We start from the raw sequence: 16,609 nt of genomic DNA, 5'->3' as shown, positions 1-16,609 counted from the left end.
AAAATTACATTAATGATGTATTATTAAAATTATTGAACTTATATAAAAATAAAAAACATCAAAAGTACACGTACACAAACTTAGGAAAGCCAGACAAAACCTTATATAACAAATAACACAAGAATTATTTGTAAAGGCTTTTCCATAGCCCCTTATTTACTAATATGACAAAAATTGTGAGTATCAACAAGAAGCTAATAACTTTAATTCCTAACTTTTTACGTACCTCCATTTCAGGCTCAGCAGCCCATTGAAGAAAATTGACTATATCATACGCCATGTTTTCTATCTTAGAATCCGTACCATCTGTGTATTGAACTAAATTATCAGACAATGGAGGAGCCATTAATATTTTTCCAGTACTAAAATAAGGATTAGTATATAAACCACCTTCATCAGGTTCACTGCTTTCATAGCCAGTCAATAAAGAATATACATAATTTGCACCATTATGCCTTGCCTTAATCATCAAAGATAAATCAGGTGGAAATGCACCTTTATTGGCAGCTTTAGCAGCTTCCTTATTAGGGAAAGGTGATACAAAATAATCTGACTGTATACCTGGACGTTCAAACATCTCACCACTATCATTTGGACCATCTGATACTTGATAAGACGCAGCAATAGCTTTTACTTCATCTTCAGAAAATCCTACATCACGTAGATTACGAAATGCTATCCTTCTCATAGAATGACAAGATGAACATACTTCCTTATATACTTGATAACCACGCTGTATAGATTGCCTATCAAATGCCCCTAATATACCATTAAATTTCCAATTAATTTTTTTAGGAGATGCATGCTTAAATTCATCAGCAACACACATAGATGAAATACAAATAAAAAAAATTGCAAGAAGATATCTAATTAACATTATTTCATCCCCGGTACTGCATCACTTATAGTCTTTGGAAGTGTAATTGGCTTTTCATACTTAGACAGTATAGGTAACACAATGAAAAAATATGAAAAATAATACAATGTAGATAATCTACTAAGTGTTACAAATGGTTCCTTCACTTCCTGCCCACCAAGCCAAGTTAAAAAACAAAAATTTAATACAAACAACACATAAAAAACTCTAAAAATTGGACGGTAACTACCACTTTTAACTTTGCATCTATCTAATATTGGCAATAAAAACCATACCATTATAGAACCAATCATAGTCACTACACCTAATAACTTATTAGGAATAGAACGCAGCATAGCATAAAAAGGCAAAAAGTACCACTCAGGAACTATATGAGCAGGAGTAACCATAGGGTCAGCTTCAATATAATTATCTGGATGTCCTAAATAATTTGGAATATAAAATACAAATAAAAATAAAAATATAAAAAATATACCAAATGTTATACAATCTTTAACAATAAAGTATGGATATATTGGAATAGTATCCTTTTTAGATTTTACTTCTACTCCACTTGGATTACCTGATCCAAATCTATGAAGTGCTATAACATGCAAAGAAGCAAGCGCTAATATAATAAAAGGTAATAAATAATGTAATGCAAAAAATCTATTTAACGTAGGATTGTCAACAGAAAAACCACCCCATAACCACTGTACAATATCTTGACCAACTAAAGGTATTACAGAAAATAAGTTAGTAATAACTGTTGCACCCCAAAAGCTCATTTGACCCCAAGGCAACACATAACCCATAAATGCAGTTGCCATCATCGCAAAAAAGATGAAAATACCAATAAACCAGACTAATTCCCTAGGACTCTTATATGAACCATAATACAAACCACGCAATATATGTATATATACAACTATAAAAAAGAATGAAGCACCAACAGCATGAGTATACCTTATTAACCACCCATAATTAACATCACGCATTATTCTTTCAACGCTATTAAACGCATGTGCAACATGCGGAGTATAATGCATTGCTAAAAATATACCTGTTATAATCTGTAATATTAGTGCAATACCGGCAAGCGAACCGAAATTCCATGCATAATTTAAATTTTTAGGAACTTGATATGAAGCTAACCCTTTTAAAAAAGCACAAATTGGCATTCTGTATTCTATCCAAGCTAGGATACCCTTTCCTTCAGGCTTTTTCATATTGTCATGTTCAGACATTAATTAATACCTCTTAATTATACACTTATGCAACATCAGTCCCTTTCGTACCTATAACAATAACATCCTTTTTAGAAAAATAGTAATCAGGTACAGGCAGATTAAGTGGAGCAGGTCCACTAACAATTCTACCAGATGTATCATATTTAGAACCATGACAAGGGCAATACCAACCTTTTTTTCCATCATCCACTTCTACTGGAACACACCCCAAATGAGTACAAATACCTACCATCACTAACCACTCTTCTCTTCCTACATGAGTACGTTCTTGATCAGATTGTGGATCTTTTAGACTATCCATTTTAACAGACCTAGCTTCTTCTATCTCCTGTGTTGTACGTTTACGTATAAAAACAGGCTTCCCCTGCCATTTTACAACTTTAGTTTTTCCCTCTTTAATGTCTGACAAATTCACTTCAATAGTAGATTGCGCTACTACTTCTGCAGATGGACTTAAAAACTTTATTAAAGGGTATACTGAAGAAAACAATCCAATACCTGCCATAGATAAAGTAGTCAAACCTAAAAAATCACGCCTTTTAACTTTTGTCTTAAAAACAGAGCACTTATTCTCATCATTACTCATAATTACCCTTCAATATTACAAATACATATGACATCAAATTGTCATAACACTAGCCCAACATTATAAAAGCAATATAAGGTTATACAAACATATTTTATTAATTAATTACCCATTTTCTATATCAAAGCTATACTACTCCTTAACCTTCATATACAAACTAAATATACAAATCTTATTTTAAAGAACATATCAATATATTTAACACACCATTAAGAATTAAAATCAGCTACAAATCAATGCACACAACAATAAACCTATATAATATTTATGATAAAAAGTAAAGCATCAACAATCACAAGACTATCAAATAATTACTTTTATATCAAGAATTATAATAATTATTTAATAATACAATATATTAAAATTTTAAATATAAAAAGCATTTTAATTAAATTAAAGATACTATATGCATATGCCCACCATCCATAAATAACTCTCCATTACTCACACAAATTCATATTCTGCCTAAGATTTTTAATATTTTATCTTTCTGCCTACTCAATTGACAATCACTTGCTCCTATCAAACTTTCATCATTAATTGTACGATTATATGCTGACACTTCTTTCAGTAAATTATCACGTAATTTTGTTTTAATCCTCAACTCATTCTTTAAAGAATCTATGATATTTTTATTATCTTCATCAGCATTAGTCTTAATATATTCATAATAATAATCAGCTAACTTATCTACCACAAACATAAAAAAAAACAATGGCAATAAAGCATAATACATATTTAACTCAGCTGACAAAAACTTTTGATTAATACAACTATAAAAGGACTGGTATAAAAATATTGACAATGCTATAACAAATGTAATAAGTTTTACTGTTTGACATAATGAATTAAGATCATAGCACTTTTTATTTGTTGATATTAAATGTTCTTTTTTGATATTAATACAAATTTTATTATCATTACATAGGTTAGTGAAATACCATTCTATTTCCCTCTTAATAATATTAAGTTCTATTTTCAAATTATCTAAACTAACTTTCAAACAATAAATTCGTTCATTTTGTTTACTCAATTTGACATTACACTCACTACTTTTCTTCAGTATTAGATTAGAAATACAAAACATAATCAAAGCATTTGCAACTAACATCCCATATATCTTAATATTAATAAATGTTGGTGAAGTTTTATCAGCTCCATATATTTTAAAAAAAACAGTAATCCCAATACTTAACAATAAACACACCCACAAGCATATAGCATTGACCTTCTTGCTAAAACATCTCATTAATATATTAAAACTAAATATCAGTAATAAAGAACCAATAACTAAACCAATAGCACGTGTTATTAATTTTTTAGCAGATGGCATATTATTCTTTATATTTATTAAAAGTTATGCTAATTTTAGCATACTATTTTAATATAACTATAAAAAATATTCAAACTTATATACAAATATCTAATTCACACATCTGTTGATGCAGTACATACATAACAATAACAGGAATGACACCATTATAATTAAAGGACCAGGAAAAATATCAAATTTCTCAGATAATAAAAGTCCTATAATACCAGAAAATATAGAAATAACTGTAGAAATTATTATCATTTGTAACGGAGTCTTTGAGATTAATCTTGCCGCTGCAGCAGGAATAACTAAAAAAGCAGTAATTAACAATATTCCTACTAATTGGGCTGCAAAAGCAATAAAAATGGAAAGTATTACCAAAAATTCCAACTTTATAAAACCTATATTTACACCTTCAGATGCAGACAAATCATTACTTATAGATATAATTAACCAATATTTCCATCTATATACAATAATAGTAATAATTACCAAAGATACTAAAGCCATTATTATAAGATCTCTATTATTTAACATTAGTACATCACCAAATAATGAATGGATTATATTACTAGTTGCAGAAGGAAAAAAAGATAACAATATCATTCCTAAAGACATAATAACATTAGTAACAATACTTAAAACAGTATCTATAGAGTAAATTTTATTCATACTATAAGATAGCAGTAGTGCAAAAATAACAGAAATACATAAAATACCACTAGATATACTAATGTTTAACAAAATAGCCAAAGCTACACCTAAAATAGATGCATGAGAAATACTATCCCCCAGATAAGAAAGATTCTTCCATATCATAAACGACCCTAGTGACCCTGTAACTAAGCTCACAATTAATATAGCAACTATTCCATTAACAAAAAAATACTCATTAACAATTTCAAAAAACATAATAACTTATAACGATATTAACGCTGCACAAACATTTCTACCTTCATACAATAGAATATTATATGTACGACAAACTGCTCCTGTAGACATATGCTCAATATTAAAACCGTGTTTCAAAAAATTGTTTTTTACTGCGTTAGGTAAAAATATGTGATTTTTACCAGTACCAATCAACACTATATCTAAAGTTTCATCTAACAATTCAATTATATCTTCCAAATTAGAAATGCTAAGGTTTAAACAAGAAATAATTTTATTAGGGAAAATTATATGAGAACCTAAATAGATATTATCATTTATCAAAAACTGACCAGTACCATACCCAGTAATAACATTTTGATTAGGACAAATAATTGGTGTAATATCCATAATTTCTCATATAATAATTAATTCATTTTATAAATTAATGTCTTAACAAAAACATATAAAACTATCTTATAAACTTAATGTATATTCTACAATCATAAAAACAAGTGTATAACACCTATAACTTATTTCAACTTTATAATTGAAATATACATATAATTCCACACTTAATAAAGCATAACATATATCCAATACTGTAAGAATGACTATCTACAACATAATATAACAAAACATACTGGATTTAATAATACATAATAAATCTATTATTCAATTATTTTACATATACCTCATCTAATAAAAATACTATCCTTAATAGTATCACTATCTATTAATAACAAACAGTTTATATCCTACAAGATTAATAGTTGCTGCTAACTCTGATTCTTTCCTTTTGATTAATTCAGAAATTGTTAACTGATTATCCATAATAAAAATTTGATCTAATAAAACAACATCTTGGTAAAATTTAGCCATCCTACCATCTATTATTTTCTCTGCTACAGCTGCTGGCTTATTTAATTGATCAACTTGCTTTTTTATTATTTCACGTTCTTTATTTAAAAGATCTTTATCTAAAACATCGAGAGATAACGCTTCTGGCTTTGCAGCAACAATATGCATAGCTATTTGTTTTGCAAGTACTTTTAACTTTTCACTATCACCATTAGATTCCAAAGCAACTATTGCCCCTATTTTACCAAGATTATCGATTACAGGATTATGAACATATCCAATAACAACACCACTATTAACAGACAAGCAACCTATTTTATTTAAATGTATATTCTCCCCTATTATTGCAATGTTATTCATTATTTCATCATGAACACTAGTACCACTAATATATTCATGCTTTAAAAAATCATCTATACTTTCAGTAGCATACTGATTAGCTAGCGAAACAAGATTTAATACTAACTTCTGAAATTTTTCATTACGAGCTACAAAATCAGTCTCTGAATTTACCTCTAAAATTGCACCTTGATTTCCATCAACATGAATTGCTATTAATCCATCTGACACATTCTTAGTAGACTTCTTATAAGCCTTTGCAATTCCCTGTTCCCTAAGATAATTTTTCGCTTTTTCTATATCACCATCACAAGAACTTAATGCCTCTTTACAATCACCAACACCTGCACCTGTTAAATCGCGTAATTTTTTTATTGCATTAATATCAATTTTCATTATTACTTCCTCCTATAAGATCTTCTTCTTTAATACTTGCAGCATTATCAGCAGCATTATTGTCATTATTTTTATTATTCTTATTATCTCGATTACTTGTTCCTAAAAGATCATCTCTCTTCTCTACCGAGAAATCTTTAATACCATCAACATTAATACCAGACTTAGCTAAATCAGAACGTATTGCTTCCAATATAGTATCCGATACAATCTTACAGAAGAAATCAATTGAACGTACAGCATCATCATTTCCAGGAATTGGATAATCTATACCAGTAGGATCAGAATTTGTATCTAACACTGCTATTACAGGAATATTCAATTTATTAGCCTCTTTAATTGCAATATGTTCCTTATTCGTATCAATTACAAATAAGACATGAGGCAATCCCCCCATATTACAAATACCTCCTATAGACCTATCAAGTTTTGCCCTTTTCTTCTCAAAAAGTAACAATTCCTTCTTTGTAAATTGATTATCAACATTCTCTATTAATTTTTCATATTCTCTTAGTTTTTTTATTGATAAAGAGATAGTTTCCCAATTTGTTAACATACCTCCCAACCATCTATTATTTACATAATACTGTCCACAACGTATTGCTTCATCAGCAATGATAGCAGACGCTTGAACTTTAGTTCCGATAAATAACACTCTTCCTCTTTTAAGAACTACATCATATAAAGCTTTTAATGCATTCTTAAGTAATACTACGGTATTTTGCAGATTAATAATGTGAATATCATTATGTACACCATATATATATGGAGCCATCTTAGGATTCCATCTACTTGCTTTATGACCAAAGTGAACACCAGATTCTACTAAATCCCGCATTGTAAATTTTGGTAAATTAACCATTTTATTCCTCTAATTTCATAACAGTTACTCCTCCATGACAACTACCTGCTAATGTATAACAGGACCATTATGTTACATCATGTGTGAAATGCAATTCCAATAAATAACTTAATACACAGAAATATCTAAAACATTTCCATTGTCATCATTATTCAAATGCTTACCATGGTAGCAATTGCTACCATTCTTAGCAAGAAATTTATTATAATTACAAACACACTTATTGTTATAAATTCAAAATAGATTACTAGCATTAACTAATTGACATACTAATATTCTGTTGCGTAAATATTGAAAATTAACTTTACGAGATCTAGTACACTATCTATTTTAACAAAGTGGATTGAAAAGCAGTCAATAAGTAAAAAAAGATGTGATTTTCATACTCTGAAATACACTTTATAGTGTTGTAAAACAATATAAATTAGCAAACAAATCTAAAGGATATTTAATACTGTTTTTAATATGAATATATTTTAAAATACAAAATTAATGATAAAACAGCTTACTTAGTTATAAAAAATCTTTGATATACATGCATGCTCTAGAAAAAGCAATGCAAACAAAAAAATTTAATGCTTACGTTAAGCTACTTACATAGAATAAATATTGATCCAAAGGTTTTTTCCCAATTATAAAAACCTTTGATCCGCAAATACAATATAGAAAAAAGTAACCTAATAGACCACGTATAACTATATAACTCAATTACCAAAATTTAATATTTATAATTAAGGTACTTATATAGCAAAATATTGATTCAAAATTGAATAAGTTTCATATAATGGTAAACCTATAACTGAAGAATATGAACCATTGATTGATAATACAAACTTACCAGCATTAGTTTGTATACTACATGCCCCTGATTTTCCTTGCCATTGCCTAGAATCTATATAAGCATCTATCTCTTGTACAGATAAATTCTTAAATTTCACTATTGTCACCACATTCCTACAATGTAATTTCCCATGAGGAGTATATAAACAAACAGTAGTATATACCCTATGCCTACGCCCTGATATTAATTTTATACATTCAAGAGCTTGTTCTTCTGTTTCTGCTTTCGGTAATATTCTCCTACCACAACATACAACAGTATCAGCACTTAATACAAACTTATCAGGATGTAATAACTTCACCTTTTCACATTTTGCTTGAGCTACACGTAGTGAATAAGCCTTAGGTAATTCCTTCTTTAAAATCACTTCATCTATATCAGGAGATATTATTTCTCCAGGAACCACACCAATTTGCTCTAGTAAAGATAATCTCTGCTTTGAAGAAGAAGCTAATATCAAACTATCAAATCTAAGCATCTGTAATTTTTAATCTTCTAATAATCCTACCTTTTCCTACTTCACCTTTATTAATACCATAAGTACTAATTTCCACTAATACTCTATCATGCATTAAAATACGTATTTTACTTTTTCTTATTTTCCCTGAAGCGTGTGCTATAATCTCGTAATTATCATTGAGCTTTACCATAAAAGTTGCATCACGTAATAACTTAACTACAATACCTTCAGCTTCAATTATACCTTCTTTTGTTACCACTACATTTTATCAAATAATAAACTCTTTACATTGTAGAATACACAACACTAACCTGCAACATAATTTTTATAATATAAAACAATGTACAAGTTTAATCTATGACTACTCATACTCAATATGTGTATTTTCTTTTACATACTCATGCCCTAAAGTAATCAGTTTAATATCATCAGGAGAGTTTATAATCCAAACATCTCCATTGTATTCACTATCAATAATTTCAATAGGTATAAATTTTACTTTCTCATCAACAATTACTTTAATACCTAAATCTCCATTATCTTGCAAATCCAAAGCAGAAGACGAGATTCTATGAGCTTTATAATTTCCTAATGGAATTTTCACAGAATAAACAGCTCCATGCGCAAAAATCTTCAAATCATCATTATCCAATATCATTTCAACTCTATAAGTTCTTGTACTACTATTTATTACTTTACTAATAAAAGTAATAGGAGCATCTACTTCTTTACCTTGTGCAATTAAAATCTTACAAATACTACCTAATTTCAACTTACTTAAATACTTTTCTGGAACATAAGTAACCACTCTGATTTTATCAAAATCAACTAAGTGTACAACTGACATTCCAATAGATAGCAACTCACCAACTTGAACATTAATTTTATCTATAAATCCAGAAAAAGGAGCACTTATTTCAGTACTATCTAAATTAATTTGTGCTTTTTTAACATCGGCTTTAGCTGATTCTAAAGCAGCAAAAGACAATGCATCATTTATTTCAGATCTATAACCATATTCATTTAAAGATTGCGAAGCTTTATATTCAAGTTCCCTCTGTCTTAACAAAGCTTGAGCTTGCTTTAATTGCACTTCTTTTTCATATTTTTCTACCTTAACTAAAAGATTACCCTTTGTAATATAATCACCATCTTTTACTAAAATATCTGATACTTTACCAGCAACTTCTGATATAATATTTACATGATGGAAAGCTTCTACTTCACCTATCAAAGATAAATATACTAACTTTTCCTGGGCATTAGACTCTATTACCCGAACATTAGGAGTGTTATTATGCAACACATCCTGTTCTACATGAACACTCTTCTTAAATACTCCACTACCAATCCAGAAAACAGCCAACAACAAAATACACAACGCTATCTTATATTGTAACTTCAACTTTAATAGCTTACGTAACACAATATTTAAACCCTATATTTCAATGTGATAATTATTTTAAAAATGCTGCTTCACATGCATCTCTAAATGCTTCATTAACATCTGGATGTGAATGACAAATACGAAATATATCTTCTGAGGATGCTCTATAAGCCATAGCAATAGCAGCTTCATTAATCATAGTATCAGCATAAGCACCAATGATATGAACACCTAAGATAGCATTATTTTCTTTAGAAGTTAATACCTTTACAAACCCAACTGCATTATTTGTAATTCTTGATCTACCATTTGCAGAAAAATTAGATTTACCAACACTATAGCTATAATTAGCATTCCTTAAATTCTCTTCTGTTTTCCCAATAGATGCAACAGCAGGATGTGTATATATAACAGATGGAATAATTTCATAATCTACATGTGGAATATAACCAGAAATCAACTCTGCAACAGCAATACCTTCCTCTTCTGCCTTATGTGCAAGCATTGCTCCACCAATAACATCACCAATAGCAAATATACCTGGTATATTTGTCTCATATCTACTATTTACCTTAATAAAACCCTTAGAATCACATTCTATTAAATCGTTATCAATCAACCCCTTAGTATATGGAACACGTCCAATGGATACTAGAACTTTATCTGCCTCTATTACTTCAGACTTACCATCTTTTACAGATTCAAGATGTATAGTCAAGTTGCTTCCTTTCCTATCTATAGAAACAACTTTAGTAGATAACTTAAAATTAATACATTGCTTTTTTAAGCTTGTAAGCAGAGCTTTACTAATATCACCATCCATACTAGGAGCAATTTTATCTAAAAATTCAACAACAGTAACCTCAGAACCAAATCTACTCCACACAGATGACATTTCTAATCCTATAGCTCCAGCCCCTATAACAACTAATCTCTTCGGTGGCTCTTTAAAAGACAAAGCTGCAGTAGAAGATACTATTTTTTCTTCATCAATAGTAATACCAGGAAAACTAGATACATCAGATCCAGTAGCAATGACTATATTTTTGCTCGTTACCTGTTGCTCACCATTATCCCCATTTATAGCAACAACAAAATTATTAGAATTTACAGCTTGTATTTTTCCAACACCACATAAATAATCAATTTTATAACTAGAAAACAACTGACCAATTCCACTTCCTAACTCAGCAATATTTTTATCTTTAAAAGACATGATATTACTCAAGTCAAAATTTAAATTATCAAATGTTATACCAACTTCAGATAAATCATTTTTCAAATGATAATACTCATGGGAAAAATGTAACAAAGCCTTAGAAGGAATACAACCCACTCTTAAACAAGTACCACCTAAAATCTTATTTTTATCTACACATGCAACTTTTAATCCAAGTTGAGACGCTCTAATTGCACATTTATAACCTCCAGGTCCACCACCAATAACCACAATATCATAATTTTGCATAATTCATACCATAATATTTACTTTTAATGAAAAATAACTACCTTACCTTTATCTGTTACAATATAAACTGAAGAGTTAAGAAATACTGGAACATAATAAGCTGACGATAATATATAATTTACCATCTTTAAAGTACCGGATTTATAATCCAAATACACTATACATCCATCATTGGATATAACCAAAATTTCATCACCTATTATAATAGGAGTACTCCACTTGTTTTTTAGTTTGCCATGCTGCAATAAATCATACTGCCACAAAAAATCTCCTGTACTGACATCCAACAATACAAGTTTATTATCAATAATAGCTGCTATATTTCCTCTATCAATTTGAGAAACATATTCAACCTTTAAATCTTTTGACCATCTGGTTTTACCAGACTCAATATCAATATTTGATATACTATGCAATTTATCAACAGCAATCACAGTACTATTTGTTGCTTGCAAAGCAGCACCATTAGAAAAAGCAATATTAGCTGCAGATATATTACTTTCCCAAATTTTCAAACCACTTAAATAATTAAATGCAATAACCTTCCCATTTGAAAAAGAGAATATTACAGTATTACCATACAATGCTGAAGAAGCAGAACTATAGCTTTTTACTTCAGGAAGTGATTCCTGGCTGCTCCACAGTAAAGAGCCGTTAAATATATTAAAAGACGACAAGTTATTATCTACAGTAACAACTATCAAATTACCATCAACAATTATAGGAGATCCAGCAATTACGCTACTTAATCCTTTTTGCCATTTTATTTCTCCAGTTTCAAAATCTATACCATATATACTATCATCTACAACATAAAATATCATATTTTCAGAATATAATATATTAGCTCTATACATTTTACTGTATTTTGAAAATTCTAACTTCCAGTAACACTTTTCAAAATTTTTACTATCTATAGAATGCAGAATACCACTCCTGGTTAAAAATATAATCCTATCATTAACGAATACAGGCATTACACCTTGATGCATCTTTAAAGAAATTACATCTCTGTTACTTAATTTACTAGCAAGAACAGCAACATCTTCACCATGACTATTACCAGAATTATCAGACATTTCAACATCATAAAGACTATGTTCTTGCACTACTCCACCTGCCAATATCAACATAGGATATAGCAAGACAAGAACAATTAAAGTTACAATACCGGATTTTATCATTTATATATCAAAAATTATTACATTACTAAACTAACTATATTACTTATACAAAGAAATCAACTACTTTGTGTATCCATTACACACGTACTGCAAATAATATTATTATTTATAAATTCTATACCTTGATATTAAAATCAGTTTTATATTTCTAATATATAAATATATTAAATATTGCATATCTAAAAAATAATTTTCAATCAAATGCGGTTAAAATAATGACTATCTCAGAAAATTAAAGTGTGTTATATTAACTATCCATCTAAAAAATCAAAATTCTATATAAATATTAAATTTAACACTACATTTCATACTATTTTAAATTCTTCAATAACATTTAGAATTATCAATCATACAACAAATTAAAAATACTATAGATTTTCAGGTATTAAACTCAGATTATTCAAGCACCACATATTATCATGATTTCATCGATAAAAACCCAATAACTTTGTATCAACAATATTAATTTACAAAAGTTTTGTAAATGCAATACAAAAACATATCAAGTATAAATATCCATCAATTTTTAAAATATATCTACTATATATTAACAAATATGATATAAACATGATAGTGAAACAGTTCATTAAATTTATGACCAATCATTCTGTAATTTTATGTATATTAGATGGATGGGGTAATAGTGAAAATAACCAGTTTAATGCTATCGCTCAAGCCTACAAACCATGTTGGGATAATATAATACTACAGTACCCAAAAAGTCACTTAACTACTCATGGATCAGCTGTAGGTCTTCCAGATGGACAAATAGGAAATTCAGAAGTTGGACACATTAACTTAGGAAGTGGTAGAATTGTCTTACAAGACTTATGTAAAATAAACAATGAGATAAAACACATTAAAGATAACATTTATCTATTAGAATTCATCAATAAAATAAAGAAAAACAATGGCATATGTCATATAGCTGGCCTATTATCTGATGGGGGAGTACACTCATCTTATACACATATGTTAGATATAATTAACATATTATCTGACTTTCAAATACAAGTAGCAGTTCACATATTTCTAGATGGGCGTGACACTCCACCAATATCAGCTATCAAATATATCAGTATTTTATGTGAACACATCAAACATTTAAATAACGTCAATATCTCAACACTAAGCGGTCGCTACTACGCAATGGATCGTGATAATAGGTTAGATCGCACAACAAAAGCATATAATACTATAGCATTTGCAAATGCCAAACGTTACGAAGATCCATTAACAGCTGTACAAGACAGTTATAATATTGGTATCACAGATGAATTCATATTACCATGCATCATTGGAAATTATCAAGGTATGAAACCACAAGATGGCTTCATTATGACAAATTTTAGAAGTGATCGAGTAATACAAATTATTAAAATGATTATAGGAGATATTAAAACTGACAACCATATAACATTAGAGAACACAATAGGCATGGTCAAATATTCAGATAAAATCAACATACCATGCTTATTTCCAAACAATAACATTACAAATACACTAGGAGAAGTTATAGCAAATAATCAATTACATCAACTAAGGATTGCAGAAACAGAAAAGTACGCACATGTAACCTTTTTTTTTAATGGTGGAAAAGAAGATATGTTTGAAAATGAAGATAGAATCATAATTCCATCACCCACTGTAGCTACTTACAATCTAACACCAGAGATGTCTGCAAAAAAAGTTACTGACATAATAATTGAAAAAATAAAATTACAAAAATATTCCCTAATTATTGTAAATTATGCAAATGCTGACATGGTAGGACATACTGGAAACATAGACGCAACAAAACAAGCTATAACAACAATTGATCAATGCTTAAGTAAAATATTAAACTGTATACAAAGCACTAACTATGTATTAGTAATTACTTCTGACCATGGAAATGCAGAAGAAATGTTCGACGTAAAAAATAATATGCCATATACAGCACATACATTAAATCCTGTTCCATTTATAATATGTAACTACAATAAAAAAATCAGATTAAAAAATGGAAGATTATGCGATGTAGCACCAACAATTCTAGAAATACTGAACTTAGCAAAACCAAAAGAAATGACAGGTGTTTCACTGATTGAACAGATATAATACAAGTCAATCTTCTATAAAAAAATAAGACAAAAAACTACAAAAAAGTGTTTTCTTATATATCAATGACTTAACATAAGTTTATATCTTAAAAAATAAGAATCATTAGTTTTTGTTCTTTCTAAAATTCAATTTTTTTACAATCATATTAGTAAACAAAAACCATTATTTGTAGAATAAGATAGAAGATTATTACTGCTTAACTTGATAACCTTAATCAGAAATCTGTTATGAATTTTTTTTCTTATATGTCATGTGACATGATGCAATAATCATAAGGTTACAAAGTATTCTATCGAATTACATACTAAACATTTCTACCAATTAAATAGAGTTCAATACAACAAACAAAAATTCCAATTTGTAGATTTTTTTTCACATTTAACTTTACTAACATAAAAAAGTATTTTACCAAATTACCTACCAACATTTTGTACCAAGCTCATATAAATATCACCAAATACAATAAACAAAAATGCTAACTTTTACTGTCATATGGATTTTTATTTTTTTTCAAGTTTAATTTTATTGGAATTTCACTGATAGAAAAGTGTCTCCTTAAACTTTTCATTAAATATTGTTGATAAGTTAGGTCAATGGCATTTAAATTGTTAACAACTATAACAAAAGTTGGAGGCATCACTCTGACCTGAGTAATATACTTTAGTTTCACTACTTTACCATGAAATAATGGAGGTTTATGATAATCCACAGCCAACTTCAACCATTTATTAAGCATGGGAGTACTAATACGCATTGTTAGATATTTATAAAGCTCTATGCTCTTATCAATAATTTTATTACAGTTAATATTTTTTAGTGCAGAAATTTCCACAATTGGAACTTCAAAGTTTAACTTATTATAATCACAAATATCTTTCAATAACTCAGACCTATCTTTCCTAGCAACCATATCCCACTTATTTAAAGCAACAATAAGAGCTTTACCTTTTTGTATTGCAAGATCAGCAATCGATAAATCCTGCTGTTCTATACCATAAACAGAATCTATAATTAAAACTACAACATCTGATCGATTAATTGATTCAATAGCCTTGTGAACAGACGTTACCTCTATTTCTTCAATTACCTTTGCTTTCTTACGCATACCTGCAGTATCAATCAATGTAAACATTTGATCTTTATATTGATACTCTATATCTATAGGATCTCTAGTTGTGCCAGCTTCAGGACTTACAATCATTCTACTTTCACCAAGCAAACTATTAACAAAAGTTGATTTACCAGCATTTGGTCTACCAACAATAGAAAGCCTAATGTTATTTGATTTTACAATCTCTAAATCATACACTTCAACAAATGGTAGTAAAATCTCATATAAATCAATCAAACCTAAATTGTGTTCCGCAGAAATATAAACTGGACCTATAAAATCAAAATGTCCTAAATAATCTACAGTGTAACATTTTTTTTGACTTTCACATTTATTTGCAACTAATATCACAGGTTTCTGTGTATTCTTTCTTAAATATTTTGCAAATTCCAGATTCTTATTATCTTGCTCAACCTTAGCATCAACAACAAAAAATACAATATCGCATCCTTCTATAGCCAATTTTACCTGACCTAATACTAGTGCAGATAACTTTATTGTACTATCTACTCCACCAGTATCAACAACCTTAAACTTCAAGCCACATAAATCAGCGTTCCCTTCTCTTCTATCTCTTGTCAAATTAGGAGTATTGCTAACAATTGCAGATTTTTGATTAGTTAACCTATTAAAAATAGTAGATTTCCCAACATTAGGTAACCCAACTATAGCTACTTTTAACATACAAAAATTCTATATTTTTTATAAATATTGCACAGA

Annotated in this window: 15 protein-coding genes; 1 reads left to right on the top strand and 14 read right to left on the bottom strand. The window is 28.8% G+C overall.

Going from position 1 to position 16,609, the window contains the following annotated elements; translation table 11 throughout:
- Nucleotides 1-124: 124 nt before the first annotated feature.
- The 13 genes from DRF75_RS00530 to DRF75_RS00470 all read right to left on the bottom strand — a co-directional run bounded on the left by DRF75_RS00530 (nucleotide 125) and on the right by DRF75_RS00470 (nucleotide 12,624).
- Nucleotides 125-877, bottom strand: a complete 753-nt coding sequence (locus DRF75_RS00530; protein ID WP_129992478.1) for a cytochrome c1 — start codon at nucleotides 875-877, stop codon at nucleotides 125-127.
- Nucleotides 877-2,103 (bottom strand): cytochrome b, encoded by a 1,227-nt coding sequence (locus DRF75_RS00525; RefSeq protein ID WP_045171412.1) that lies wholly within the window; start codon nucleotides 2,101-2,103, stop codon nucleotides 877-879. Before DRF75_RS00525 ends, DRF75_RS00530 begins: the two co-directional genes overlap by 1 nt.
- Nucleotides 2,104-2,128: 25 nt before the next feature.
- The gene (petA, locus tag DRF75_RS00520; RefSeq protein ID WP_045171413.1) at nucleotides 2,129-2,692 is read right to left on the bottom strand and encodes a ubiquinol-cytochrome c reductase iron-sulfur subunit; all 564 of its coding nucleotides are present in this window, start codon (nucleotides 2,690-2,692) and stop codon (nucleotides 2,129-2,131) included.
- A 454-nt stretch (nucleotides 2,693-3,146) separates the two neighbouring features.
- Nucleotides 3,147-4,025, bottom strand: a complete 879-nt coding sequence (locus DRF75_RS00515) for a hypothetical protein (RefSeq protein ID WP_045171414.1) — start codon at nucleotides 4,023-4,025, stop codon at nucleotides 3,147-3,149.
- A 90-nt stretch (nucleotides 4,026-4,115) separates the two neighbouring features.
- Entirely contained in the window at nucleotides 4,116-4,919 is an 804-nt protein-coding gene (locus DRF75_RS00510) for a metal ABC transporter permease (protein WP_045171415.1), read from the bottom strand.
- Between the two features lie 6 nt (nucleotides 4,920-4,925).
- Nucleotides 4,926-5,288 carry an Mth938-like domain-containing protein gene (locus DRF75_RS00505; RefSeq protein ID WP_045171416.1) on the bottom strand — a complete coding sequence of 121 codons (363 nt, stop codon included), beginning with the start codon at nucleotides 5,286-5,288 and terminating at the stop codon, nucleotides 4,926-4,928.
- 318 nt (nucleotides 5,289-5,606) lie between these two features.
- Nucleotides 5,607-6,473, bottom strand: coding sequence for a translation elongation factor Ts (gene tsf / locus DRF75_RS00500; protein WP_045171417.1), 867 nt, complete (start codon nucleotides 6,471-6,473; stop codon nucleotides 5,607-5,609).
- The gene (gene rpsB, locus DRF75_RS00495; protein WP_045171418.1) at nucleotides 6,463-7,335 is read right to left on the bottom strand and encodes a 30S ribosomal protein S2; all 873 of its coding nucleotides are present in this window, start codon (nucleotides 7,333-7,335) and stop codon (nucleotides 6,463-6,465) included. Before rpsB ends, tsf begins: the two co-directional genes overlap by 11 nt.
- 740 nt (nucleotides 7,336-8,075) lie before the next feature.
- Nucleotides 8,076-8,654, bottom strand: a complete 579-nt coding sequence (locus tag DRF75_RS00490; protein ID WP_045171419.1) for a Maf family nucleotide pyrophosphatase — start codon at nucleotides 8,652-8,654, stop codon at nucleotides 8,076-8,078.
- Nucleotides 8,647-8,895: a translation initiation factor IF-1 gene (gene infA, locus DRF75_RS00485; RefSeq protein ID WP_011304633.1), complete on the bottom strand. Its 249-nt coding sequence runs from the start codon at nucleotides 8,893-8,895 to the stop codon at nucleotides 8,647-8,649. Before infA ends, DRF75_RS00490 begins: the two co-directional genes overlap by 8 nt.
- A gap of 102 nt (nucleotides 8,896-8,997) precedes the next feature.
- A complete protein-coding gene (locus tag DRF75_RS00480) occupies nucleotides 8,998-10,062 on the bottom strand; it encodes an efflux RND transporter periplasmic adaptor subunit (RefSeq protein WP_045171420.1) in 1,065 nt (354 codons plus the stop codon).
- Nucleotides 10,063-10,093: 31 nt separating this feature from the next.
- Nucleotides 10,094-11,491: a dihydrolipoyl dehydrogenase gene (gene lpdA, locus DRF75_RS00475; protein ID WP_045171421.1), complete on the bottom strand. Its 1,398-nt coding sequence runs from the start codon at nucleotides 11,489-11,491 to the stop codon at nucleotides 10,094-10,096.
- 23 nt (nucleotides 11,492-11,514) lie between these two features.
- Nucleotides 11,515-12,624, bottom strand: coding sequence for a PQQ-binding-like beta-propeller repeat protein (locus tag DRF75_RS00470; protein ID WP_235424736.1), 1,110 nt, complete (start codon nucleotides 12,622-12,624; stop codon nucleotides 11,515-11,517).
- A 645-nt stretch (nucleotides 12,625-13,269) separates the two neighbouring features.
- On the opposite strand from DRF75_RS00470, the gene gpmI reads away from it, so the two are divergent.
- Nucleotides 13,270-14,775, top strand: a complete 1,506-nt coding sequence (gene gpmI / locus DRF75_RS00465) for a 2,3-bisphosphoglycerate-independent phosphoglycerate mutase (protein ID WP_045171423.1) — start codon at nucleotides 13,270-13,272, stop codon at nucleotides 14,773-14,775.
- Nucleotides 14,776-15,253: 478 nt separating this feature from the next.
- Here gpmI and der read toward each other — a convergent pair whose 3' ends face one another.
- A complete protein-coding gene (der, locus tag DRF75_RS00460; protein ID WP_129992477.1) occupies nucleotides 15,254-16,573 on the bottom strand; it encodes a ribosome biogenesis GTPase Der in 1,320 nt (439 codons plus the stop codon).
- Nucleotides 16,574-16,609: the final 36 nt, after the last annotated feature.

The sequence above is a fragment of the Ehrlichia minasensis genome (assembly GCF_004181775.1).
Taxonomy (GTDB): Bacteria; Pseudomonadota; Alphaproteobacteria; order Rickettsiales; family Anaplasmataceae; genus Ehrlichia; species Ehrlichia minasensis.
This window is presented reverse-complemented; position numbering and strand designations above follow the sequence as displayed.

Coding starts and splice junctions, on each gene's coding strand:
- tsf (WP_045171417.1), bottom strand. CDS start 6,473: ATGAAAATTGATATTAATGCAATAAAAAAATTACGCGATTTAACAGGT.
- DRF75_RS00470 (WP_235424736.1), bottom strand. CDS start 12,624: ATGTTGATATTGGCAGGTGGAGTAGTGCAAGAACATAGTCTTTATGAT.
- petA (WP_045171413.1), bottom strand. CDS start 2,692: ATGAGTAATGATGAGAATAAGTGCTCTGTTTTTAAGACAAAAGTTAAA.
- der (WP_129992477.1), bottom strand. CDS start 16,573: ATGTTAAAAGTAGCTATAGTTGGGTTACCTAATGTTGGGAAATCTACT.
- DRF75_RS00530 (WP_129992478.1), bottom strand. CDS start 877: ATGTTAATTAGATATCTTCTTGCAATTTTTTTTATTTGTATTTCATCT.
- lpdA (WP_045171421.1), bottom strand. CDS start 11,491: ATGCAAAATTATGATATTGTGGTTATTGGTGGTGGACCTGGAGGTTAT.
- DRF75_RS00510 (WP_045171415.1), bottom strand. CDS start 4,919: ATGTTTTTTGAAATTGTTAATGAGTATTTTTTTGTTAATGGAATAGTT.
- DRF75_RS00490 (WP_045171419.1), bottom strand. CDS start 8,654: ATGCTTAGATTTGATAGTTTGATATTAGCTTCTTCTTCAAAGCAGAGA.
- DRF75_RS00525 (WP_045171412.1), bottom strand. CDS start 2,103: ATGTCTGAACATGACAATATGAAAAAGCCTGAAGGAAAGGGTATCCTA.
- DRF75_RS00515 (WP_045171414.1), bottom strand. CDS start 4,025: ATGCCATCTGCTAAAAAATTAATAACACGTGCTATTGGTTTAGTTATT.
- rpsB (WP_045171418.1), bottom strand. CDS start 7,335: ATGGTTAATTTACCAAAATTTACAATGCGGGATTTAGTAGAATCTGGT.
- gpmI (WP_045171423.1), top strand. CDS start 13,270: ATGACCAATCATTCTGTAATTTTATGTATATTAGATGGATGGGGTAAT.
- DRF75_RS00505 (WP_045171416.1), bottom strand. CDS start 5,288: ATGGATATTACACCAATTATTTGTCCTAATCAAAATGTTATTACTGGG.